Raw genomic sequence first — 22,908 nt, forward strand, 5'->3', positions numbered from 1 at the left:
TCGCGTGACGATACTTCAGCTGCCGGACCTGGCCCGGCCCGATGCCGGAACGACACTGATCAGCGAGTGGATCGTGGACACCCCGGACCGTCAGGACCGGGCGTCCCGGGCCCTGCTCGGGGAGTGGGAGGAGCTGTCGTCCGGGTTGCGCCCGGAGGCGTTCCTGCGGCTCAGCTGCTTCGCGAGCGCGGACGGGCGGGCGCTGCTCAGCATCGCCCAGTGGACCAGTGACGAGGCCCACCTCGCCTTCGTCCGCGCGCACCGGTCCGAGATGATCGGCCGCATCGACCGCGAGGTCCCGGGCATCCGGCGCCCCGGGCTGGTCCGCTACCGGCTGGCGCACACCGTCGTAGCGGATGGCACCGGCGGCGACACGGCCGGCACGGTGGTCGTCGGGCGCTCCGGGGGCGAGGGGCCGCCCGCCCCGCAGTGGGCCGAGACCACCGCCGCCCGGCTGCGGGCGGCTCCGCCTCCCGGTCTGGGCACCGCGCACGTGTTCGTGAGCCTCGACGGGGCGCACGGCCTGTTCTACGCACCGATGGCGGGTACGGACGGCGTGCCCGGCGCGCGGCCCCACCGGCTGCTCGGGGCCGTCGCGGGGCCGGAGGGCGGCGGTTCGGCGCCCTGACGGCCGGACGCACCGGTGCCCCCGTCCTGTCGGGACGGGGGCACCGGCGTGTCCGGAGGCGGTCAGCAGCCGCCGCAGTTGTAGTACGTCACGTCCCAGTGGTTGCCCTCGTCCGCGTAGATGTTGCCGGAGCCGGACTTGTACTGGGGCGCGCCGTCGCCGCGCAGGCCGATGTAGCTGAAGACGCCGTGCACGTAGTTGGTGAGGCAGGTGGTCTTGCCGAAGTCGAGCTTGTAGCCGTTCCAGTGCGAGTACGTGCCGCCGGCATGGCCGGTCTCGGTGCCGCCGGTGATGTTGAGCGCGCAGCCGGTGGCGCTCTTGAGCGTCTGGGCGCCCTGGGCGGTGGCCAGGTTGAGCTGGTCGAAGGAGGTGCAGGTGGAGACGTTGCGGTTGGAACAGCCTCCGGAGGACGACCAGGTGATGCCGGAGGAGCTGAACCGGGCGGTCGCCTGGCTGTGCGTGAGCTTGGTGACGGCGTAGGCGTCCGTCGTACCGGTGACGACGCCGACGCCCGGGGCGAAGAGCGCGCCGAGGACGAGGGCGAGGGCGGTCAGGACGGGGCGCAGCGTCATTCGGGACACCATGGGGGGTCTCCTCCTCCTGTGCATGACAAAGATGGCGGCTCGATACTGCCCGAGTTCTACGCGCGTCCGCCAGAGGGCGGGCGGTGACGGTCACGTGAACACGGGCCCGCCGCGCCCCCTCGGCCCGACCCGCCCCGTAACAACGGAAACCCTAGATGTTGAACTTTGAACAAGATGGGTCTACAGTGAATCTCGTTGAAGGTTAAACAACTACGACGAGCCCCCGCTCGATCGCGTCCCCGAGGAGGAGCCATGGCTCTGTTCAACCGCAAGAACACCACCGCCCCCGCCGCGACCACCGCCGTCGCCGTCGACCCCGCCCTGGCCGCCCTCACCGGCGACTACACGATCGACCCGGCGCACAGCAGCATCGGCTTCACGGTCCGCCACGCGATGGTCACCAATGTGCGGGGCACCTTCGGTGAGCACGAGGGCAGCCTGAAGCTGGACGGCAGCGACCCGGGCGCCTCCACCGCCTCGATCGACGTCAGGATCGCCAGCGTGGACACGGGCATCGCCGACCGCGACGGCCACCTGGTGAGCGGCGACTTCTTCGACGCCGAGAAGTTCCCCCTGATGACCTTCCGCTCGACCTCGGCCGAGCAGCTCGGCGGCGACAAGTACCGCGTCACGGGCGACCTCACCATCAAGGACGTCACCCGCCCGCTCGCCATCGACCTGGAGTTCAACGGCTCCGCGACCGACGTCTACGGCAACGAGCGCGTGGGCTTCGAGGGCAGCGCCGACATCCTGCGCTCCGACTGGGGCCTGACCTGGAACGCGGCCCTGGAGACCGGCGGTGTGATGGTCAGCGACAAGGTGAAGCTGAACTTCGACATCTCCGCGATCAAGGCCGCCGCCTGATCCTCCCCTCCGTCGGGCCGAGCGCCCGCCGTCCGCCCCCACGGAGGTGGGCGGCGGGCGCTCGGCCGTGTCGGGGCTCCCCGAACGGGATCCGCCCGCCCCCGGGAGGGCGCGGCGGCGCGGGCGGGGCTCCGGGGGACGCGCCGCCGCCCAGGTCCCGTCAGTCGCCTCGGTCCCGCCGGTCGCCCAGGTCACGCTGGTCGCCCAGGTTCCGCCGGTCGCCCAGGTCGCGCCGGTCGCCTCGGTCGCCCCGGTCCGGAATCCCCGGGGCCCACCCGCTCCGCAGCGGTGACAGGAGGACGGGCAGGGCGCTCACGGTCATGCCCGCCGCCCCGGCCCACAGCGTTCCCCGGGCGCCGAGCACCGAGCCGGCGGCGCCGCCGAGCAGTCCGCCGAGCGGGATGCCGCCCCAGGACACGAAGCGGACGGTCGCGCTCGTCCGGCCGAGGAGCCGGTCGGGGGTCAGCGCCTGCTGGAGGCTGGACTGCGCGACGACGCGGACGACCCCGCCCAGCGAGAGCGCGGCCAGTCCGGCGGCGGCCACGCAGACGCTCCAGCCGGGGCGCGCGAGCGGCATGAGGGCGGTCAGCGGGCAGGTGGCCAGGGTCGCCGCCCAGACGACCCGGCCCTGCCCGATCCGCCGGGCGGCCGCGCCCGCCGTCAGCGCCCCGAGCAGCGCGCCGCACCCCATGCCCGCGAAGATCAGCCCCATGCCGAAGGGCCCGAGGGCGATCTCGCGTTCGAGGAAGACCAGCAGCATGCTCTGGTACATCACCAGGCACAGGTTGAACACGGAGTCGGCGAGCATCACCGCCCGCAGCACGGGGTGCCCCAGGACGAACCGCAGCCCCTCCCCGATCTCCGCCGCCAGTCGGCGGCGCACGCCCTCACCCTGCGGACGCCCCCCCGTCCGCAGGGTGAGGGCCAGCAGCCCGGACAGGGCCATGCCCGCCGAGCCGACGAGCAGGGTCGCGGGGGCTCCGACGAGTCCGACGAGCGGTCCGGCGAGCGCCGGTCCGCCGATCGAGGTCACCGAACGGACGGTGGAGAGCCGGGCGTTCGCCTCCACCAGCCGGTTGCGCCCTACCACCTGGGGCAGACAGCTCTGGTACGCGACGTCGAAGAAGACCGTCAGCACCCCGTGGACGAGCGCGACCGCGTACAGCCACTCGATCGTGAGGAGCCCCGCCCACCGGGCGAACGGTACGGACAGAAGCACCAGGGCCCGGCCCAGGTCGGCGCGGACCATCACGGACCGCTTCCCCGTCCGGTCCACCCACGCCCCGGCGGGCAGCCCGACGAGCAGCGATCCGGCCGTCGTCATCGCGGTCAGCAGCCCGACCTCGAAGGCGTCGGCCCGCAGCGCCGTGAGCGCGACCAGCGGCAGGGCGAGGAACACGACCCGGTCGCCGAGCTGACCGAAGGCCGTGGCGGCGAAGAGCCGCGCGAAGTCCCGGTCGCGCAGCACCCCGGGGCGGGCCGTGCGCGAAGCGTCGGTGCCTCCGCCCTCGCCCCCGCGACTGCGGGCGGACTCCGAGGTCCCGCTCATGAACCGGACGGCCGGGCCGGCCCGGACACCTGAGACACCGAGGAGGCCGGTGAGACCGGAGAGGCCGAGGAGACCGGAACAGCCGGGGAGACCGGTGAAGCCGGGGACGGACAGGGCACGTCGGCCCCGAACTCGTAGACGACCTCCCGCCGCGCGTCCGGGACGACCAGGTCGGCCGTCTCCACCGGGCGCCCGTCCGTCGCGTAGATGGTGCGCTCGATCCGGAGGACGAGGTCGCCCGCGCCGATGCCCAGCAGGTGCGCCTGGGCGCGGGTGGCGCGGGCCGGGCGGGGGATCTCGACGACGGTGGAGACGGTGATGCCGATCGCCCGCATCCGCGCGACGACGCCCTGCCCGGCGAGGGGGCCGTCCTCCGGCAGCCGGACGGGGGTCCCCTCCGTGAGGGCCGCCGGTTCCCAGGACTCCGACAACTGGACGGGCTGCCCGCCGGCCAGGAACTCGTAGCGCGTGCGGACACACGGTTCGCCGGGCGCGACGGCCAGGCGGGCGGCGATGTCCTCGGGGGCGGGGACCCCCACCCGGCTGTCCGCGTCCCAGGAGTCCGCCGCGCCCCGCTCCCGGGGATCGGGCCGTGCGGTCGAGGCCCGGCGCCGTTCGCGGTGCCGGGAGCGGACGAGGCGCAGCCGCTCGCGCGGGGTGGTGACGTAGGTGCCGGATCCGGTGCGCCCCTCCAGGAGACCGTCGACGGCCAGCCGTTCCACGGCCCGCTGCACGACGTTCCGCCCGACCCCGTACTCCTCGGCCAGCCGCGCCCGGGACGGCAGTCGCCCGCCGGTCCCCCACTCCCCCGCGAGCACACGTGCGCGCAGCTTCTCGGCCACGGCCAGGTAGGGGGCTTCTCGGGGCACGGCGGGACCTCCGCATCGTCCGGGACGGGGTGGTGTCGGGGCCCCGAGACGCCGGGGCCGACGCGTGGGAAAGCTACTGCACCGCCCGGAAGCTGATGCAGTAGCTTTCCCACCCGTCGCCGGCCCGCCGCCGGGTCAGCCCATGCTCTTCGCTCCGTCCAGCGATTCGCGGATGATGTCGGCGTGACCGGCGTGCTGGGCGGTCTCGGTGGCGATGTGCATCAGCACCTGGCGGACGGACCACTCCTTGCCGGGCTCGTTCCACGGCGCCTTCGGCAGCGCGTGGCGCAGGTCGAGGTCGGGCACGGTGGCGACCAGCTCGTCGGTCCGGCGGGCGGCCTCCTCGTAGGCGCCGAGCACCCCGGCCAGCGTCTCGCCGGGCAGCATCCTGAACTCGTCCGCCCGCCGCGCGAAGTCCTCCTCGGTCATCTGCGTGAAGTCCGGCATCGCGGAGGCCCCCTCGACGACGAACCCGGCCCAGGAGCGCTCCACCGAGGTGACGTGCTTGATCAGGCCGCCCAGGCACAGCGCGCTCGCGGTGGTCCGCAGTCCGGCCTGCTCGTCGGTGAGGTCGCGGGTGGTGAAGCGGAGGAAGTGGCGCTGCTTGGCCAGCATCTCCAGCAGATCGGCGCGCTCGCCGGTGACCGCCGGGACCTCGTTCTCGGTGCGGTTGATCGTCTGGCTCGCGGTCATCGTTCTGCCTTCCGTCGGTGCCTGTTCCCTCGAACAAGAACCACAGTAGGCCGCGTATAGGACGGATCATGTCCTATAGGGAAGGGGGTGCGGTCGCATTCCCGCGACCGCACCCCCTCACCGCCCTGCCTGCTGATTCACCGTCAACGGCGGCGTACCTTCAGGGCGTTGTCGGTACGGGTGACGGGGTTGCCGTCCGGGTCGTTCTGGACCCGCTCGTGCTCGGCGCTGAGCAGGACGTCCCATTCCCCCTCGGGGAGTTCGAGGGAGGCCAGCACCTCGTCGGTGGTGGGCAGCTCCATGTGCGCGTGGTCGTGGTCCCACGGCGGGAAGCCCGCGTGGCCGACGATCAGGAGGACGCCGCCGGGGGCGACGGCCCGCGCGGCGCGGCGCAGGATCTCCTCCCGGGGCAGGTCGCCCATGGAGTGCAGGAACTGCGCGGAGACCAGGTCGTACTCCCCCTCGGGGAAGGAGACCCCGAGGTCGTGGAACTGCCAGTCGATCCGGTCCGCGACGCCCGCCTCGGCCGCGTGCTCGGCGGCCCGGCCCAGCGCGACGCGCGAGATGTCGGTGGCGGTGACCTGCCAGCCCCAGCGAGCCAGCCAGACGGCGTCCGCGCCCTCCCCGCAGCCGAGGTCGAGCGCCCGCCCCGGGGTCATGCCCTCCACCTCGCGGACGAGGACGGTGTTCGGGTTGCCGCTCCAGATGCGGTGGCTCTCGCGGTAGCGCTCGTCCCACAGCTCGGCGTCGGACGGCTGCGCGGTGCGGTCGGTGGTCATCGGGTCCCCTCCAGGGCGTGGCGGTCCAGTCCGTGGCGGCGTTCTCCCATGGCCTTCTCGCACACCTCGCGCTCGGCGTGGGCGGAGAAGGGCGCGCGGCGGGCCTCCACCGCGCGCCGGGTGTCGTCGGCGATCAGGTCGCCGTTGATGGCGGCCCCGGCCTTGAGCCCGGCCGCGGCGGCGACGATGACCTGGTCCATCAGGCTGGCGACGTTACCGGCCACCCACACCCCCGGCACCTCGGTGGCCCCGGTCGGATCGGCCGCGATGTACGTCCCCAGGGTGTGCCCGCCCGCCTCCAGCGGTACGGGGTGCAGCCCCAGCCCCTCCAGTACGCCGGAGCGCGCGGTGAACCGCGGCTGCACGACCACCGCGTCGCGCGGCACGACACGCCCGCCGGCCAGCACCACTCCGGTGATCCGGCCGCCGGTCGCCTCCAGCCCGGTCACCTCGCCGTCGACGACGGCGACGCCCCGCGCGGCCAGCTCCTCGTACTCCTCCTCCGTCGGCTCGTACGCGTCGTGGAGGAAGAGCGTGACGTCCGCGCTCCACTGCCGCCACATCAGCGCCTGGTGGACGGCCATCGGCGTGACGGCCAGGATGCCGATCGCCGCGTCCCGCACCTCCCACCCGTGGCAGTACGGGCAGTGGAGCACACCCTCCCCCCAGTGCTCGGCCAGCCCCGGCACCGCCGGCAGCTCATCGGTCAGCCCGGTCGTGACCAGCAGCCGCCGCGCGGTGACGGCGGTCCCGTCGGCCCGTGCGACCCGGAACCCGTCCCCGTCGGCCAGCCGCTCCGCCGAGACGGCCTCGCCCTCCTCCACCTCGACCCCGTACCCGGCCACTTCCCCGCGCCCGATCGCCAGCAGCTCGGAGGGCGGGGTGCCCTCCCGGCCCAGGTAGTTGTGCATGTGCGACGCGGGCGCGTTGCGCGGGCTCCCCGCGTCGATCACCAGCACCGACCGCCGGGCCCGCCCCAGGGCCAGCGCCCCGCTGAGACCGGCGGCCCCGCCGCCGATCACCACCACGTCGTACGCCTGCGTCTGTGTTTCTGTGTTACTCATCCGAAGCACCTCCATCTACGAGAGATGGTGCGCACTCACCCCGGATTCGGCAAAGATCATTGCCGGAACGGCAAACTCACACCAGACGATCTTCCCCGGATTCCGCTCCCCCACGCCCCACGCGTCCGCCAGCGCCGACACCAGCACCAGCCCCCGCCCGCCCTCGGCATCCCCCTCCGGCAACGGGTCCCCACGCCGCACCTCCGGGACCTCCCCGTCCCCGCTGTCGTGCATCTCCACCCGGACCCGCCCGTCCTCCCGCTCCCAGAACATCCGCACCCGGAACCCGCGCCCCGGCGGCACCCCGTGCACGAGCGCGTTCGTCGCCAGTTCGCTCACGCAGAGCACCACGTCATCGGCATTCACCTCGCACGCCCACGCGTCCAGGGCCGCGAGTACGAACCTCCGTACGAGCGGGATCGACCTGCGCTCCCGCCGGTAGAAGGCCTCGCGGAAGTGGGGGAGTTGAGTTGTCTCATTCACGAGACGAACATCACACACCGTCACTACGGTTGATCAGTGCGTCAGGTCGTACAGGTCGCCCGTACGACCTCTGACGGGTCAGCGGGAACCCGTTACGGGGAGAGGTTCGGCATGCAGTCCGCAAAGAACACCAAGCGCGTCACGTCCTGGCATCTCATCGGTGCCCAACTCGCCATGTTCCGCAAAGCGGCACGCCTCACACAAGCGGCCCTCGCGGAACGGCTGAATGTCGGCGAGGACACCATCGCGTCCGTGGAACAGGGGCGACGGCCCCTCCAGCTCGACCTGGCGATCCTGCTGGACGAGTTGCTGGATACGAAGGGGGCGTTGGCGGTCGCGGTCGCGCGGGTGCCGCAACGGGAGCGGTACCCGGCATTCGTCCAGGACTTCATGGACTACGAGCAGGAGGCGGTAAGCCTGCTGTCGTACGAGAACCAGGTGGTACCCGGCCTGCTCCAGACGGAGTCCTACGCGCGAGCCGTCTTCAACTCCGCCTACCCGCCGCTCGAAGCGGACGAGGTGGAGGAGCGCGTGGTCAGCCGCCTGGAACGCCGAAAGCTCCTGGAGCGGAAGCCGCGACCGATGATGAACTTCCTGCTGGAGGAGGTCATTCTGCACCGGCCGCTCGGCGGACGAGCAGTTCTGCGTGAACAGCTCCAGTGGCTCCGCCACTGTGCCGAACTGCCGTTCCTGGGGCTCCAGATCCTGCAAACGGATCACGAGTCGCACGCCGCTCTCGACGGGCCCATGGTTCTGATCGAGACTCCGGATCACGATCAACTCGCCTATATCGAGGGCCAGCGCGTCAGCGTCCTGGTCGACGACCTCGACGAGGTCTGCATGCTCCAGCAGAAATATGGGATGCTCCGATCGCAGGCGCTCTCCCCTCGGGAGAGCATGCGCTTACTGGAAATCCTGCTTGGAGAGAAATGACCCGCGCAGCACACGGCACCGGCCTCACCTGGTTCAAGTCCAGCTACAGCGGAAGCCAGGGCGGCGACTGCCTCGAAGTCGCGTACGACTGGTACAAGTCCAGCTACAGCGCGAGTGAGGGCGGCAACTGCGTAGAAGTCGCCGCCCACCCCGCCGCCGTCCACATCCGCGACTCCAAGGTCACCGACGGCCCCGTCCTGACCGTGCCGCCGCGCGCCTGGGCGGCGTTCGTCGGGGCTACGGTCTAGAAGAAGCCGAGCTTCTTCGGGGAGTACGAGACCAGCAGGTTCTTCGTCTGCTGGTAGTGCTCCAGCATCATCCGGTGGTTCTCCCGGCCGATGCCCGACTGCTTGTATCCGCCGAAGGCGGCGTGGGCCGGGTAGGCGTGGTAGCAGTTCGTCCAGACCCGGCCGGCCTGGATGGCCCGGCCCGCGCGGTAGGCGGTGTTGGTGTCGCGGGTCCATACGCCCGCGCCGAGGCCGTACAGCGTGTCGTTCGCCAGGGCGATGCCCTCGTCGAAGTCCGAGAAGGACGTCACGGCGACCACCGGGCCGAAGATCTCCTCCTGGAAGACCCGCATCCTGTTGTCGCCCTCGAAGACGGTCGGCTGGACGTAGTAGCCGCCCTCCAGTTCGCCGCCGTGCTCGACGAGTTGGCCGCCGGTCAGGATCTTCGCGCCCTCCTGCTGTCCGATCTCCAGGTAGGAGAGGATCTTCTTCAGCTGTTCGGTGGAGGCCTGGGCGCCGATCATCGTGTCGGTGTCCAGGGGGTGCCCGGGGACGATCTGCTCGGTGCGGGCGATGCCCGCCGCGAGGAAGTCGTGGTAGTGCCCGCTCTGGATCAGCGCCCGCGACGGGCATGTGCACACCTCGCCCTGGTTGAGGGCGAACATGGTGAAGCCCTCCAGCGCCTTGTCCCGGAAGTCGTCGTCCTGCGCCCAGACGTCGTCGAAGAAGAGGTTCGGCGACTTGCCGCCCAGCTCCAGCGTGACGGGCTTGAGGTTCTCCGAGGCGTACTGCATGATCAGGCGCCCCGTCGAGGTCTCGCCGGTGAAGGCGATCTTCGCGACGCGGGGGCTGGAGGCGAGCGGCCTGCCCGCCTCCGCGCCGAAGCCGTTGACGATGTTGACGACGCCCGGGGGGAGCAGGTCCGCGACCAGCTTCATCCAGACGTGGATCGACGCGGGGGTCTGCTCGGCCGGCTTGAGGACCACCGCGTTCCCGGCGGCCAGCGCGGGGGCGAGCTTCCAGACGGCCATCAGGATGGGGAAGTTCCACGGGATGATCTGGGCGACCACGCCCAGCGGCTCGTGGAAGTGGTACGCGACGGTGTCGTCGTCGATCTCGCTGAGCGAGCCCTCCTGGGCGCGCAGGGCGCCCGCGAAGTAGCGGAAGTGGTCGATGGCCAGCGGGATGTCCGCGGCCAGCGTCTCGCGCACCGGCTTGCCGTTCTCCCAGCTCTCCGCGACCGCCAGCTCCTCCAGATGGGCCTCCATCCGGTCGGCGATCCGGTTCAGGACGACCGCGCGCTCCCCCGCGGACACGGCGCCCCAGGCGGGGGCCGCGGCATGGGCGGCGTCCAGGGCGCGTTCGACGTCGTCCTCGGTGCCGCGGGCGATCTCCGTGAAGGGACGGCCGTTGACGGGGCTCGGGTTCTCGAAGTACTGGCCCCGGACCGGCGGCACGTACGCCCCGCCGATCCAGTGGTCGTAACGGGACTCGTACGAGACGATGGCACCCTCGGTGCCCGGCGCGGCGTAACGGGTCATCTCTGCGGCCTCCCGGATCCGGAACCGCCCTCCGTTGGGCGGCCCTCGGCGCGAGGCTAGGCAGCGCGACGTTGCAACGCCGTTGCACGGGCCGTTCCGCCTCGGACACCGCCGGGGGGTGACCGGGCGAACCCTCTACCCGCGCTGCTCCGCGTCGAGCGCGCGGGCCCTCGCCAGCAGGGCGGGCCGCCGCTCCGGGGGCGCCGCCTCGGCGAGCGCCCGCCAGACGGGAAGGTCCTCGGCGCCCCACGGGCGGTACGCCCAGTCGGCGAGGAGCGCCGGATCGCCGCGCGCGATCAGGGCCGCGCGCAACTGGCCGGCGAGCCGGCGCCGCAGCCGTACGACCCCCGGTGCCTGCGAACGCGGCAGCAGGGGCCCCGCGTACGCGCCGAGCGCCGCCGCCACGGCCCCGGACTCCAGCCGGCGGGCGACGGTGTCGAAGTCGGCGTCCACCGGCCTGCCCAGCCGGTACGGGCGCGAGTGCAGCAGACCGGGGCCCAGGAGCCGCCGCAGCCGGGCCAGTTCGGCCCTGAGCGTCACCGGGGGCGCGGACTCGTCCTCGTACAGCTCGATCAGCAGTTCGTCCCCGCCGAGGCCCTCCGGGTGGTGGGCCAGCGTCACCAGGATCTCGCTGTGGCGCCGGCTGAGGCGGGTGGTGCGGCCGTCCAGGACCAGGAGCGCCTCCTCGGTGCCGAGCGCGTGGAGGCGCGCCGGGGCGCCGGAGGGGGGCGGGGCGGCCAGGGCGAGCTGGGACTCGGCGGCGCGCGCCACCGCCTGGACGAACGCGAGGCTGTGCGGGTGCGCGAGTCCGTTGCCGCCGGTGATGTCGACGGCGCCGAGCACCCGGCCCGTGTGCGGGTCGTGCAGCGGGGCGGCGGCGCAGGTCCACTGCTGGACGGGCCGGAGGAAGTGCTCGGCGGCGAAGACCTGGACCGGCCGGTCGACGGCGAGCGCCGTGCCGGGGGCGTTCGTCCCGGCCTCCGACTCGGCCCAGCGGGCGCCCTCGACGAAGTTCATCCGCTCCGCGCGCCGGCGGGCCCGTGCGTGCCCCTCGACCCACAGCAGCCTGCCGTGCTCGTCGCAGACCGCGAGGAGGTGTTCGCCGTCCATGGCGTAGGCGCCCATGAGTTCGCGGATGACCGGCATGACGCGGGCCAGGGGGTGCGCTTCCCGGTACGGTCCGAGTTCGTCCGGGGCGAGTTCGACCGGGGCCGCGCCGTCCGGGCTGACCCGTGCGCGGGCGGAGCGCTGCCACGACTGGCCCACCACGGCGCGTACCGGCGACGAGAGCCGTCCGTCGGAGGTGAACACCTCGTGCGCGCGGCGCAGTTCACCGAGTCGCGTGCCGGGGTTCGCGTCGGCGGCCAGAGCCACCCAGGGGTCCGTCAACTCGCCCTCCCGTCCGCGGCGGCGTGTCTGCCCATCGTGGGCGCAACCGGCCTCCCCGACAACCGCCGGGCGGGGGGCAGATCCGGACCGTTCGCCGGTCCCGGGTCAGTCCTGGCAGCGGGTCGCCGCCAGGTAGATGCGACGGGTCGGGATCTCGTCCTCGTACGCCTCGCGGACCGTGCAGGTGTCGACGCGGAAGGACGCGTTGTCGGCCGCGTCGCGGAGCTCGTACTCCGTGAACTCCGCCCAGTAGACCCGCAGATCGCTGCCGAGCGGGTCGTCGATCACGCCGTCGTTCGTGCCTTCCTTCGCCACGACGAGGAGCTGACCGCCGGGGCGGAGGGCGGCGGCCCAGGAGGCGAGGGTCGCGGGGAGTTCGGCGCGGGGCTGGTCGTGGAGGGAGTAGTAGGCAACGAGGCCGTCCAGGGGTCCCGTGATGGCGCGCTGGTCCATGACGGCGAACCGGCAGTCGGGGCGTTCGCGGCGGGCGAGGGCGACGCAGCGCGGGGAGAGGTCGATGCCGAGGGCGTCGAGGCCCCGGTCGGTCAGGAACTGGGTGACGTGGCCGCAGGGGCCGCAGCCGGCGTCGTGGACCCGGCCGCCCGGACCCACGCGTCGGGCGAAGGCGTCCAGGGCTTCCAGGTCGAAGGGCTTGGCCTCCAACTCGTCCCGGAACAACCGGAGGTAGTGGTCGGCGCGGGCGTCCCAGGTGCGGACGACATCGGCGGCCGAGCCGGGAACGGGCAGGGAGGCGGGCGCGGGAAGGGGTGTGTCGGGCATCGCCCCAACCTAGAGGCTGTGCCGTGGCAGCCGTCGCGCGCCCGCCCGCCAGGGATGACGGGCCAGCCCTCAGGCCAGGCCGGACGGGCCCCTGTACAGGTTTCCCGACCAGCGGCTGAGCGCAGCCATCAGGCGTCCGGCGTCGGTCGGCGAAATGCCCCGGCCGACGAAGACATCGCTCCATTGGCCTGTGAGTTTCACGCGGCGGTGCTTCTCACGCCATGTGTCCGATTCGGCAGCGGGCACGCGTACCCTCACCGTGACCGTGGTGCCGTCCCGCCTGAGCTCTATGCGCTGGAGCTCGTCCCACGCGTACTCGGTCTCCCACTCTCCGGTCACCGTCATCCCGGCCGGACTGACCGTGAGGCTGTCGGCATCGCCCGTGAGCGCCCCCCAGCCGGCGTGTACCGCGCCGAGCAGGCCGACTACGAGGCCGCCGCCGCCCCCGAAGAGGACCGAGTTCCACGCCACGGTCCGGAAGGGCATGTCTTCCCCGAAGTACTGCCCGAGGAGCGTCATGAGCGCGAACACCACCCCGGAGGCCACACCCCACGCCCCCAGCTCTTTCGTCCCCCGCGCCACCATCACCTCCAGACGTCGGCTGGTCATGGTGAAGGGTTCAAGGGCGGGCGGGCGTTCAGGCGTTTGTTCCGGGAGCCGCTCCGCGGTGATGGCCTTGGTCATCGGTGTGGTGGGTGCGGTCGAGAGGGGTCGGGTGGGTGCGGTGGGTTGTCGTGCGGTGGTCGTTCCAGGGGTGAGCAGAGCGCGGGCGGCGGCGGCGTCCGGTCTGCGTTCCGGCTGTTTCGCCAGCAGCCGCAGCAGAAGCGCACCGAGCTGTCCCGCGTGCGCCGGGGGCCGGGGCTCCTCGGTCAGGGCCGCGACCGGATTCTGCCGGGGGAAGGGCGGCTCGCCTTCGACCGCCTCGTACAGCGTCACCCCCAGGGCGAACAGATCCGCTGCCGCGCCGGGCTCGGCACCCTGCCAGCGCTCGGGGGCGACGTAGCCGGGCGAGCCGATGACCACGCTGGAGGAAGTGAGCGTGGCATCGGTGGGAGCGACGGCGATGCCGAAGTCCGTGAGCAGCACCTGGCCGTCGGCCGCCAGCAGTACGTTCGCCGGTTTGACGTCACGATGCACGATGCCGGCCTCATGGGCGGCTTCGAGGGCCGAAAGCATCGCCTCGGCGATTCCGACCACCCGGTCGGCAGGTATTCGCCCGCGCCGTCTCAGTTCCTCGGCCAGCGAGGAGCCGTCGACGTGCTGCATCACGATCCAGGGGCTGCCGTCGCACTCGAAGGCGTCATGGACCGTGACGATGTTGGGGTGGTCACGCAACTGTGCGGCATGGCGCGCCTCCCGGACCGCGCGGACGGTGCGCTGCTGTTGCTCGTCAGGGCTGACGGGGCCGGGCAGGTACACACGTTTCAAGGCGACCTCGACCCGCAGGTCCGTGTCGTCGGCGAGCCAGACCTGCCCGAATCCTCCGGCCCCGAGCACCCTGGTCAGCGTGTACCGCCCGCCGATCAGCATTCCGGCCTGCACCGTGTCCCCCACAACGCCCTCCATCGGTGGTCGAACCCCTGCGGTGTGCCCGCTGGTTCCTGTGCGGCCGACCGTACGTCGGCGGTGACGGAGGAACAGAGACTCAACTGACATGCACACCCAGATTTTGCCGTCGCCGCCGGTCCGGGTCGGGCTGCGCGCGCCTCTCGGTCTCGACCGGCGCGGCCCTCGCCCTCACCTGAGAGGGCATCGCCGAACGCGCTCGCCCCGCACGGATCCGGGAGGCCCGGAGATTGCCGTGCGGGGCGCGTGTTCACGGAGCGGGGGTCGTCAGACCACGGTCATGGTGTACGTACCCGTGCCGTCCTGCCGGCCGCTGGAGTACTGGCGGATCTGCTCGCCGTCGGCGTAGCGGTCGTGGCCGGCCATGGAACCGGAGTACTTGTTCTGGATGCCGACCTTCGTGCTGCCGGGCACGTCGCGGTAGATGTAGAAGCGCTGGAGGTCGTCCTCCACGCAGGAGGCCGTGGTCAGGACGGCCAGTTCCTGGTTGGCGGTGGCCGAGGGGACGGTGGCGCAGCCGCCGTTGCCCCAGTTCCACAGGGATGCCTCGATGACCCCGTTGGACTCCGTGACGTTGCACAGCTTCCAGTTGTCCAGGTGGGCGCTGAGGAAGCTGGATTCGCGCAGGCGGATGCCGTCGCCGGGCAGGAGCGGCGCGCTCCAGTTGAGGGGCTTGCCGGGAACGTCGATCTTGTAGACGGCGGCCTGGCAGTTCAGGGCGGCCAGCGGGGCGGGGGCCGGGTTCGCGGGGGCCTGGGCCGTGCGGGCTCCGACGGCCTGCTCGGCGGCGGCCTGCTCGGCGGCGGCCTGCTCGGCCTTCCGCGCCTCGGCGGCCTTGGCGGAGGTCACCTCACCGGCCGGGTGGGATGCGGTGGCGACGGCGGAGCCGCAGTCCAGGAGGTCCTGCGCCTTGCGCATGATGCTGTCGGCGGGGACGGCGTCCTCGCAGCGCACCGCGCCCTCTTCGAGGGTCGTGAAGGTGGTGAAGCTCCCGGCGCCGCCGCCCTCGACCCACTTCAGGGCCCAGCTGCCGTCCGCCTGCTGGGCACGGTTGCAGTTGAGGCTGCCGTAGGTGCCGGTGACCTTCTTGGTGCCCTTGTAGAGGCCGTAGTACCCGGGACTGGCGAAGTTCCAGGTGACCTCTGTCGAGGCGGTGTTGGTGGAGGTGTACTCCAGCTGCACGTTGAGGCCCACGGTCGCGCCGGCCTTCGTGAGGGCGAGCTGGGGGAAGGCGCCCTCGACGTTGCCGGAGGCGTTGGCGCCCACGGTCACCTTGACGACCGTCTGCACGGTCGTGGTGACCTTCTGGGTGCCGGTCGAGCCCTCGGTGACGTACCAGCCCTTGAAGTGGGTGATGACCGGGGCCACTTCGGTGGTCTTGATGTACGGGTGCCGGGTGCCGAGGTCGGCCGCCGTACAGGCCCCGCCGGGCTCGGGCTCGGCGGAGACGGCGGGTGCGGCGGCGGGCCCGGCGGGTGCGGCGGCGGCCGGTGAGACGGCGAGTCCCACGGTGGCGACGGCGGCCGAGGCGGCACAGGCCATGAGTGTTTTCCCTGAGCGGCGGACGGAGCTTGTGGGGCGCATCGTTGCCTTTCCTCCTGGCTGTGTGTGTTCGGTCCGGAGCCGAACGTAGCGGCCGGGGCGGTGGCGGTGTGAGCCCCCAACGGGCCAAAAGCGATCATGGAGGGGCCTATTCCGCCCCTGCGCAGGGGCGGCTCCGGGGGCGCGAGGGCAGCGCGGATCAGCCTGCGGCCGGGATCAACCAGGACGGCAGCAGGGCGTTCGCGGCGGAGACGAAGAGGCGGCGGTCGCGGGGGGCCGGAAGGGCGAGCCAGGCTTCGACGATGCCGGCCTCGCCGTGGGCGAGGAAGCGGCTGGCGGCCTCCACGCGCCAGGCGAGGGAGCCCTCGTCGCCCGGCACCGCCTCGGGCTCGCGCTCCAGGAGCGTGCTGACCGAGACGGTGAAGTGCTCGACGAGCAGATGGTGGAGGACGGCGCTGCGGTGGCCGGTCAGGCCCACCGTGTACAGGGCGTCGTGGCGTTCCAGATGGTCCAGCAGGGCGCCCGACGCCCGCTCCCAGACCTCGTGCACGGGCAGGGTGCCCGCCAGGACGTCGGTGATCCATCCGGCCCGGACCCGGTCCAGCTCCTCGTACAGCACCTGTTCGAGGATCGTCGCCGGGCTGGTGGCGTGCTTGTAGAAGGTGGTGCGGTTGACGCGGGCCTCGCGGACCAGGTCCGCGACCGCGATCTCCTCCACCGGGCGCTCGGAGGCGAGCCGCAGCACGGCTTCGCGCAGCCGGTCGCGGGTGCGCCGGACGCGGACGTCGAGCGCCGCGTCACCGCCGGCCGGCCCCCGGTCGTCGGCGGAGGGCGGCGAGGGCTGGTTCGAAGGCTGTCCCGACACGGTCGCAGCCTATCGCACGCCTCTCACATGCATTAATCAACATGTGTCTCTTTTCTTTTGGGCGATCCGGTGCCACAATCAGAAACGTGGCAGAGCGGCCCGAGAGCTGACATTTCGGCCGTGCCACATATCGGACGGACGAAGGAAGCAACACCATGAAGGCATCTGTCACCAAGGGTCTGGGCCAGGGTTTCGTCGTCGAGGAGATCGACATCGCCGATCCGGTCGGGCACGAGGTACGCGTCCGGGTGCAGGCCTCCGGCCTGTGCCACTCGGACCTGAGCGTCGCCACGTTCATCGGCGGCGAGTTCCCCGTCGTCCTCGGCCACGAGGTCGCCGGTGTGGTCACGGAGACCGGCCCCGAGGTCACCCAGGTCAAGGCCGGCGACCACGTCGTCGGCAGCCTCATCCAGTACTGCGGCTCCTGCGTGAACTGCCTCAGCGGCCGCACGCACATCTGCCTGCGCCCCGAGGCGACCCTGCGCGCCGTCGGCCAGGCCCCCCGGCTGAGCTGGAACGGCGCACCGGTGGCCCAGGGCATGGGGCTCGGCGGCTTCGCGCAGGAGACGCTCATCCACGAGAACCAGCTGGCCGTCGTCCCGCAGGACATGCCGTGGGCCCCCGCCGCGCTGATCGGCTGCGGCGTGCTCACCGGCGCCGGCGCCGTGCTCAACAGCGCCGACGTCCGCCAGGGCGACACCGTCGTGGTCATCGGCGCGGGCGGCGTGGGGATGAACGCGGTCAGCGGGGCCCGGATCGCCGGGGCCGGCACGATCATCGTGACCGACATCGAGGACGCGAAGCTGGAGCGCGCCAAGGCGTTCGGCGCGACCCACGTCGTCAACTCCCGTACGGTCGACCCGGTCGAGGCCGTCCGCGACATCACCGGCCAGGGCGCGGACCACGTCTTCGACTTCGTCGGCGTCCGCCCGGTGACCGCCCAGGGCATGCAGATGCTCGGCAAGGGCGGCGGCCTCTACCTGATCGGCGTCGGCGGCATGGACGCGGGCATCGACGTCTCCGCGCTGACCGCGCTGAGCAATTCGCAGAAGGTCCAGGGCGTCTACATGGGCTCCTCGAACCTCAAGCGCGACATCCCGTTCTACGCCTCGATGTACCTCCAGGGCCGGATGAACCTGGACGACCTCGTCTCCAAGGAGATCGGGCTCGGTGACATCGAGCAGGGCTACGAGTCGCTGAAGGACGGCACGACCGCCCGCGTCGTCATCACCGACTTCTCCTGAGCCGGGGCGCCCGCACCGGTGCGTGCGGATGTGCGCGGATGTGCGCAGGGGTCGTACGGACGTCTCCGTACGGCCCCTGCGGCGTGACTCCCCCGCGAACCGACCCGTCTACAGCCCGGCCCGCAGTGCGTTGACGCGTGCGGCGGCCGCGTCGAAGCGGGTGCCGTCGAGTGCGCCGGAGGCCAGGGCCTCGCTGAGCGCGGTCACCGCGGTGTCGCCCTGGGAGACGCTGCGCGAGGAGCACAGCACCAGGTCCATGCCCGCGGAGGCCGCCGCGACCGCGCGCTGCGCGGTCGTGCCGAAGGACTGGAGCGCCCCGGCCTCCAGGGCGTCGGTGATCGTGACCCCCGTGTAGCCGAGGCGGTCGCGCAGTTCGGAGACGACCGCCGGGGAGAGCCCGGCCGGACGGGCGGGGTCCAGGGCGGAGTAGACCGCCCACGAGAGCATGACCAGCTTCACTCCGGCCGCGACGGCGTCCCGGTACGGCGCCTCGTCCACCCCGCGCAGCGTGGCCGCGGACGTGGTGAGCGTGACGGGGCGCAGGTCCGTGTTCTGGCTCGCCGAGGCGGGGCCGAGGCCCGGGAAGTGCTTGGCGGTGGCGGCGACCCCGACGTCCTGCTGCGCGCGGATGAACGCCGTACCGCAACTGGCCACCGCGGCGGCCGACTTGCTGTAGGAACGCTCGTACTGGTCGGTGAAGTCACCGGTCTTGCGGTACACGTCGAGGACCGGCGCGAGGTTGACGTTCATGCCGACGCCCGCGAGGTTCATCCCCGCGCCGCCGCCGGTGAAGTCGGCCCACTGGAGGGGGTCGGCGGAGGCACCGACGTCCTTGGCGGACATCACCGGCTCCCCCGGCAGCCGCCGGACCACGCCGCCCTCCTGGTCGGTCATCAGGAGCAGCGGGGCCTGCACCGGGGAGTTGGCGTGCGCGGCCTTCATCGAGCGGACGACGCCCTCGATCTGGGTCAGGTTCTCGATGTTCTCGCCGAAGAAGATCACACCGGCCGTGCGCCCCTGCTCGATGGCGTTCATCAGCGAGGCCGGAGGGGTGAGCCCCGGGTAGGAGTGGATGACGCACTGCCCGGCGCGCTGCTGCGGGGTCAGGGCGGCGACGGCGGCCGGGGGCCGTACGGCTTCCGGTTTCCGTGCGTTCTCCGGAGACCGCGCGTGCTCCGGCGTCCGTGCGGCGGCCTCCGCGGCGGCGGTCGCTCCGAGTCCGCCGGCCAGGGCCGCGGCTCCGGCGGCGAGGGCGGCGCGCCTGCTGAGGGATGGCGTGGGGTCCATGGGTGCTCCGTAAGTTGTCAGGCGGCAGTGCTCCACACGCGGGCCCGGCGTGGACGCCGTGGGGGGCGTACACAAGGGGGAGCGGGCCCGGCTCCACACGCGCGGGCCGGAGCGGCCGGGGTGATTCGGCCGCTCCGGCCCGCGCGCCTCTCGCACGGGTCCGCCGCGCCCCGAGGGGCAACGACGTCCCGTGTCACACCGTCACGGGGTGTTGTTGGCCAGGGCGAGGAGCCGGGAGCGGTCGCCGCTGAAGCGGTCGCGGTCGACGTTGCCCGAGATTCCGCTCACCGCGCCCGTGGAGGTGTACTGCCAGACCGTCCAGAACGGGAAGCCCGTCGGAATGCTCGGGCTGCCGGCGGAGGTCCAGTGGGCGACCCAGAGCGGGCTGCGGGCCGACATGCCGGTCCAGCCGCCGGTGCAGGTGTTCCACCAGCTCGGGCTGGTGTAGATCACGACGTCACGACCGGTGCGGGACTTGTACGTGTTGTAGAAGTCCAGCACCCACTGCCGCATGGACGCCTGCGAGTAGCCGTAGCAGGTGCCCTCGATGTCCAGGACGCCGGGGAGCGTGAGGTTGTCGCGGGACCAGGCGCCGCCGTTACTCGCGAAGTAGTTGGCCTGGGCCGCTCCGCCGGAGACGTCCGGGCGGGCGTAGTGGTAGGCGCCCCGGATCACACCGGCGTAGTAGGCGTTCGGGTAGTTGGTGTTGAACGTCGGGTCCTTGTACGTCAGGCCCTCCGTCGCCTTCATCCAGGCGAACTCGATCCCGGCGCCGCGCACCGAGGTCCAGTTGATGCCGCCCTGCCAGCTGGAGATGTCGATGCCGACCGGGTTGGCCTTGACCGTGGCCTCCGGCTGGGCGCCGAGGTGCAGCTGCCGGCTGTCCGGTCTGAAGGCCTGGCCGTCCTGGAGGTAGCCGACGCCCATGTACCCCTGGCCGAGGGGGACGGGGTCGTGCTTGGCGGGTGCGGCCGTGGCGGTGCCGGACATCAGTCCGAGGAGCAGCGCGGCGCTCGTGCCGAGGACACCGGCCAGGGTGAGGCGTCGGCGGGCGGGGGTGAGGGAACGCGGGGTGGTCCGGGAGAACAAGGCGGCCTCCTGTGGGGGCGTGGGGGTGGATGCCGTGACGGGTCCGTGCCGGCCGCGCGTTTCGTCCGGATCTACGCGCGTCCAATTGTCGCGAACACGACACAGTGAGCCACAGGCGCGGGGGTCCGGTAAAGAGCGCCTGCCTCCCATTAGTGGTCTGGACCAAAGACCGGTCCGGTGAGCTGTACAAACGACCGGTGTGCGGCGGAACTTTCCCGAACTGGCGACCGCTCCCCGCACGCGTACGAGCGCGGCCCCCACGCCCCGCACGCGAACGGGCACTCCCCGTGCTCCCACGGCCGGCTTCCGCCCCGCGCTCGAACTGGCGGCCACTCCCCCGCACTCGATCGGGTGGACGTGCCCGCGCGGACGTGGCTCGGGGCCGTAATCGGGCACGACGGGCGCGATCATGCGGCGGTGATCTCTTCGATTCGGACGGCCCGCCGTCCCAAGTCCCCGCTCCTGGCCGGGTTCGGCGGCACCCTCGCCCTGCTGACCCTGCTCCCGGCCGTGCCCGCGACGGCCGCCGCGCCCGCGCAGGACGCCTCGCCGCGCGTGGTCACCCCGGCCGAGCGCAGGACCTCCGCGTACCTCGACTCGCTCCGGGGCCGGCCCGCCGCGCTGAAGGCCTTCTTCAAGGCGCTGCCCAAGGGCGGCGACCTCCACAACCACCTGTCCGGTGCGGCCACCACCGAGTACCTGATCAAGCTCGCGATCGACAAGGGCCTGTGCATCGACGCGACGATGACGGCGGTGGCGCCGCCGTGCGGCCCCGGCACCCGTCCGGCCGCCGACGCGCGGACCGACGCGGCGTTCCGCCAGGAGATCGTCCGGGCCTGGTCCATGCAGGACTTCCCGGCCGGCGAGTCGGGGCACGACCACTTCTTCGACACCTTCGGCAAGTTCGGCCTGGCGACGTGGGACCGGGGCAAGCTGCTGGCGAACGTGGCCAACACCGTCGTCGCGCAGAACCAGTTCTACCTGGAGACGATGGTCACCCCGGCCTCGGACAGCGCCAGGGCCCTGGCCGAGAAGGTGGGTTACGACGCCGACCTGGCCGCCTTCCACCGCAAGCTGCTGGCCGGCGGGCTGAACAAGGTCGTCGACGAGGCGGTCCGCGAGGCCGACGAGGGCGACGCGGACTTCCGCCGTACCGCGCACTGCGACACGAACCGCCCCGACCCGGGCTGTCGGCTCCCCGTCCGCTGGATCTCCCAGGTCTCCCGCGGCAGCACTCCGGCCCGCGTCTTCACGCAGATGGCCGTCGGCATGCGGCTCGCCGAGCGCGACCCCCGCTTCGTCGCCGTCAACCTCGTCCAGCCCGAGGACTGGGACAGCTCGCTGGAGAACTACAGCCTCCAGATGCGGATGCTGAAGTACCTGCGCGGTCAGTACCCCGGCGCCCACCTCACCCTGCACGCCGGTGAGCTGGCCCCCGGCCTCGTCAAGCCCGAGGACCTCACCTTCCACATCAACGAGGCCGTCCGCGTCGCCGGTGCCGAGCGCATCGGCCACGGCGTCGACCTCGTCCACGAGGACAACTGGCGCGGTCTCGCCCGCACCATGGCCCGCCGCGACATCGCCGTCGAGGTCCCCTTCTCCAGCAACAAGCAGATCCTCGGCATCGCGGGCGCCGACCACCCGTTCAACGCCTACCGGCGCTACGGGGTCCCGATCGTCCTGTCCACCGACGACCCCGGCGTCTCCCGCATCGACATCAGCCACGAGTACCAGTACGCCTCCGAGACGTACGACCTCGACTACCCCACCCTCAAGGACCTGGCCCGCGCCTCCCTGGAACACGCCTTCCGCGAGGGCCGCAGCCTCTGGGCCGCCGGCTCCGCCCGCACCGGCTACCGCATGGTCCCCGCCTGCGCCACCAGCCGCCCCGGCAACCCCGCCCCCCGCTGCCTCGACTTCCTCTCCGAGAACCCGAAGGCGGGCATGGAGTGGCGCCAGGAGGCGGCCTTCGCCACCTTCGAGCGGGCCCACGGCGGCCGCCGCTGACGCATCCCCCCTTCGCCGGGCCGCGGGGCACTGTCCCTGCGGCCCGGTGGTGTGTCCGGGCCCGACCCGCCCGGCACCCGTGCCGCACGCACCGCACAGGAGCGCTGCACAGCATGCACACAACAGTGGTCACAGCGCCCATAGTCTTCGTGGCGCACAGCGGGTCTTCGCCGTCTCTCCCGCCTCGGGCGGGAGAGCGCCGAACCGGAGTCCCGATGGGGTGGGCGTGGCCCGGCCGGACGCGGCCACGGTGACCTCGCCCCGTGCCGGGGGCGGAACCAACGCCCCTGCCAGGTTTCCGTGTCCACGCGAATCGGAGTCGTCAGCCATGCTGAAGAAGGCCCTCTGGCGCGCGGGCGCCGTCATCGCGCCCGTGCTTCTGTCCCTGGGACTCGTCACCGCACCACCGGCCTCGGCCGAGGGGTACGGGATCAACATCCCGCTCACCATCGACACACCGGACTTCGCGTGCGGGAAGACGTGGACCGAGCCGGTCGCGTACCACCAACTGGTGTGGCAGTGCGACGGGAACCTGGTGCTGTACCGACAGGACCATCATGCTCTGTGGGCGAGCGGCACCTACGGCTGGTCCAACATCACCAACCCCACGACCAAGCTGAACTTCTCGCGTTACGGGTACATGTCCATCCGCGACCACGACTCCAACATCGTCTGCGCGTGGGGCGGTCCCGCCTCGGCCGGCGGGTACGTCCGCGTGCAGAGCGACGGCAATCTGGTCGTCTATACCAGCGGCGGGAACGCCGTCTGGGCGTCGGGGACGTACGACGGCCGGCAGGGGTCGGTCCACGCGTGCGGATGACGGGGACGTGCGGGTGGGCACGCTGCCGCTGACCGTGCCGCCCGCACGCCGGTGCGCACCGCCGGCACCACAGGTCCCGGACCGCTGACCTCACCTCGTCCGCGG

The 22,908-nt window shown here is 72.2% G+C and carries 22 protein-coding genes; 7 read left to right on the forward strand and 15 right to left on the reverse strand.

What is annotated here, in order from left to right; all coding sequences use genetic code 11:
- Positions 1 to 4 precede the first annotated feature (4 nt).
- Positions 5 to 628, forward strand: a complete 624-nt coding sequence (locus tag ACZ4FH_RS03525; protein WP_467301929.1) for an antibiotic biosynthesis monooxygenase — start codon at positions 5 to 7, stop codon at positions 626 to 628.
- Positions 629 to 690: 62 nt separating this feature from the next.
- On the opposite strand, the gene ACZ4FH_RS03530 is transcribed toward ACZ4FH_RS03525, so the two are convergent.
- Entirely contained in the window at positions 691 to 1,212 is a 522-nt protein-coding gene (locus ACZ4FH_RS03530) for a hypothetical protein (RefSeq protein WP_467301931.1), read from the reverse strand.
- 252 nt (positions 1,213 to 1,464) lie between these two features.
- On the opposite strand from ACZ4FH_RS03530, the gene ACZ4FH_RS03535 reads away from it, so the two are divergent.
- Complete coding sequence (locus tag ACZ4FH_RS03535; RefSeq protein WP_467301932.1) at positions 1,465 to 2,076, forward strand: YceI family protein; 612 nt, start codon at positions 1,465 to 1,467, stop codon at positions 2,074 to 2,076.
- A gap of 160 nt (positions 2,077 to 2,236) precedes the next feature.
- Here the strand turns inward: ACZ4FH_RS03535 and ACZ4FH_RS03540 are convergent, their stop codons facing one another.
- The 6 genes from ACZ4FH_RS03540 to ACZ4FH_RS03565 all read right to left on the reverse strand — a co-directional run bounded on the left by ACZ4FH_RS03540 (position 2,237) and on the right by ACZ4FH_RS03565 (position 7,513).
- Positions 2,237 to 3,625 carry an MFS transporter gene (locus ACZ4FH_RS03540; protein WP_467301934.1) on the reverse strand — a complete coding sequence of 463 codons (1,389 nt, stop codon included), beginning with the start codon at positions 3,623 to 3,625 and terminating at the stop codon, positions 2,237 to 2,239.
- Positions 3,622 to 4,494: a GntR family transcriptional regulator gene (locus ACZ4FH_RS03545; RefSeq protein ID WP_467301935.1), complete on the reverse strand. Its 873-nt coding sequence runs from the start codon at positions 4,492 to 4,494 to the stop codon at positions 3,622 to 3,624. The genes ACZ4FH_RS03540 and ACZ4FH_RS03545 overlap by 4 nt, the downstream gene beginning before the upstream one ends.
- Before the next feature lie 135 nt (positions 4,495 to 4,629).
- Positions 4,630 to 5,187: a DinB family protein gene (locus tag ACZ4FH_RS03550; protein ID WP_467301937.1), complete on the reverse strand. Its 558-nt coding sequence runs from the start codon at positions 5,185 to 5,187 to the stop codon at positions 4,630 to 4,632.
- Positions 5,188 to 5,330: 143 nt separating this feature from the next.
- The gene (locus ACZ4FH_RS03555; protein WP_467301939.1) at positions 5,331 to 5,966 is read right to left on the reverse strand and encodes an SAM-dependent methyltransferase; all 636 of its coding nucleotides are present in this window, start codon (positions 5,964 to 5,966) and stop codon (positions 5,331 to 5,333) included.
- Complete coding sequence (locus ACZ4FH_RS03560) at positions 5,963 to 7,030, reverse strand: NAD(P)/FAD-dependent oxidoreductase (RefSeq protein WP_467301940.1); 1,068 nt, start codon at positions 7,028 to 7,030, stop codon at positions 5,963 to 5,965. Before ACZ4FH_RS03560 ends, ACZ4FH_RS03555 begins: the two co-directional genes overlap by 4 nt.
- 15 nt (positions 7,031 to 7,045) lie before the next feature.
- Positions 7,046 to 7,513: an ATP-binding protein gene (locus ACZ4FH_RS03565; RefSeq protein WP_467301941.1), complete on the reverse strand. Its 468-nt coding sequence runs from the start codon at positions 7,511 to 7,513 to the stop codon at positions 7,046 to 7,048.
- 111 nt (positions 7,514 to 7,624) lie between these two features.
- Between ACZ4FH_RS03565 and ACZ4FH_RS03570 the strand changes: the two genes are divergently transcribed.
- Together ACZ4FH_RS03570 and ACZ4FH_RS03575 are read left to right on the forward strand one after the other, a co-directional pair.
- Positions 7,625 to 8,446: a helix-turn-helix domain-containing protein gene (locus tag ACZ4FH_RS03570; protein ID WP_467301943.1), complete on the forward strand. Its 822-nt coding sequence runs from the start codon at positions 7,625 to 7,627 to the stop codon at positions 8,444 to 8,446.
- Positions 8,443 to 8,694, forward strand: coding sequence for a DUF397 domain-containing protein (locus ACZ4FH_RS03575; RefSeq protein ID WP_467301944.1), 252 nt, complete (start codon positions 8,443 to 8,445; stop codon positions 8,692 to 8,694). Before ACZ4FH_RS03570 ends, ACZ4FH_RS03575 begins: the two co-directional genes overlap by 4 nt.
- On the opposite strand, the gene exaC is transcribed toward ACZ4FH_RS03575, so the two are convergent.
- From exaC to ACZ4FH_RS03605, 6 genes are all read right to left on the reverse strand, one after another.
- Positions 8,691 to 10,214, reverse strand: a complete 1,524-nt coding sequence (gene exaC, locus ACZ4FH_RS03580) for an acetaldehyde dehydrogenase ExaC (protein ID WP_467301945.1) — start codon at positions 10,212 to 10,214, stop codon at positions 8,691 to 8,693. The genes ACZ4FH_RS03575 and exaC overlap by 4 nt on opposite strands.
- A gap of 135 nt (positions 10,215 to 10,349) precedes the next feature.
- The gene (locus ACZ4FH_RS03585) at positions 10,350 to 11,603 is read right to left on the reverse strand and encodes a GAF domain-containing protein (protein ID WP_467301947.1); all 1,254 of its coding nucleotides are present in this window, start codon (positions 11,601 to 11,603) and stop codon (positions 10,350 to 10,352) included.
- A gap of 105 nt (positions 11,604 to 11,708) precedes the next feature.
- Positions 11,709 to 12,383, reverse strand: a complete 675-nt coding sequence (locus tag ACZ4FH_RS03590) for a class I SAM-dependent methyltransferase (RefSeq protein WP_467301949.1) — start codon at positions 12,381 to 12,383, stop codon at positions 11,709 to 11,711.
- A 69-nt stretch (positions 12,384 to 12,452) separates the two neighbouring features.
- Entirely contained in the window at positions 12,453 to 13,937 is a 1,485-nt protein-coding gene (locus tag ACZ4FH_RS03595; protein ID WP_467301951.1) for a serine/threonine-protein kinase, read from the reverse strand.
- A 279-nt stretch (positions 13,938 to 14,216) separates the two neighbouring features.
- The gene (locus tag ACZ4FH_RS03600; protein WP_467301952.1) at positions 14,217 to 15,491 is read right to left on the reverse strand and encodes a hypothetical protein; all 1,275 of its coding nucleotides are present in this window, start codon (positions 15,489 to 15,491) and stop codon (positions 14,217 to 14,219) included.
- 199 nt (positions 15,492 to 15,690) lie between these two features.
- Positions 15,691 to 16,356 carry a TetR/AcrR family transcriptional regulator gene (locus ACZ4FH_RS03605; protein ID WP_467301954.1) on the reverse strand — a complete coding sequence of 222 codons (666 nt, stop codon included), beginning with the start codon at positions 16,354 to 16,356 and terminating at the stop codon, positions 15,691 to 15,693.
- A gap of 155 nt (positions 16,357 to 16,511) precedes the next feature.
- Between ACZ4FH_RS03605 and ACZ4FH_RS03610 the strand changes: the two genes are divergently transcribed.
- Positions 16,512 to 17,600 carry a zinc-binding dehydrogenase gene (locus ACZ4FH_RS03610; protein WP_467301955.1) on the forward strand — a complete coding sequence of 363 codons (1,089 nt, stop codon included), beginning with the start codon at positions 16,512 to 16,514 and terminating at the stop codon, positions 17,598 to 17,600.
- A gap of 108 nt (positions 17,601 to 17,708) precedes the next feature.
- On the opposite strand, the gene ACZ4FH_RS03615 is transcribed toward ACZ4FH_RS03610, so the two are convergent.
- Both ACZ4FH_RS03615 and ACZ4FH_RS03620 read right to left on the reverse strand, forming a co-directional pair.
- Positions 17,709 to 18,887, reverse strand: coding sequence for a glycoside hydrolase family 3 N-terminal domain-containing protein (locus ACZ4FH_RS03615; protein ID WP_467301956.1), 1,179 nt, complete (start codon positions 18,885 to 18,887; stop codon positions 17,709 to 17,711).
- Between the two features lie 201 nt (positions 18,888 to 19,088).
- Positions 19,089 to 19,877: a GH25 family lysozyme gene (locus ACZ4FH_RS03620; protein WP_467302421.1), complete on the reverse strand. Its 789-nt coding sequence runs from the start codon at positions 19,875 to 19,877 to the stop codon at positions 19,089 to 19,091.
- A gap of 516 nt (positions 19,878 to 20,393) precedes the next feature.
- Here ACZ4FH_RS03620 and ACZ4FH_RS03625 point away from each other — a divergent pair.
- A complete protein-coding gene (locus ACZ4FH_RS03625) occupies positions 20,394 to 21,983 on the forward strand; it encodes an adenosine deaminase family protein (RefSeq protein ID WP_467301957.1) in 1,590 nt (529 codons plus the stop codon).
- A 328-nt stretch (positions 21,984 to 22,311) separates the two neighbouring features.
- The gene (locus ACZ4FH_RS03630; RefSeq protein ID WP_467301959.1) at positions 22,312 to 22,803 is read left to right on the forward strand and encodes a hypothetical protein; all 492 of its coding nucleotides are present in this window, start codon (positions 22,312 to 22,314) and stop codon (positions 22,801 to 22,803) included.
- The last annotated feature ends 105 nt before the right edge of the window (positions 22,804 to 22,908 follow it).

It is taken from the genome of Streptomyces sp. NPDC024555 (assembly GCF_055559335.1).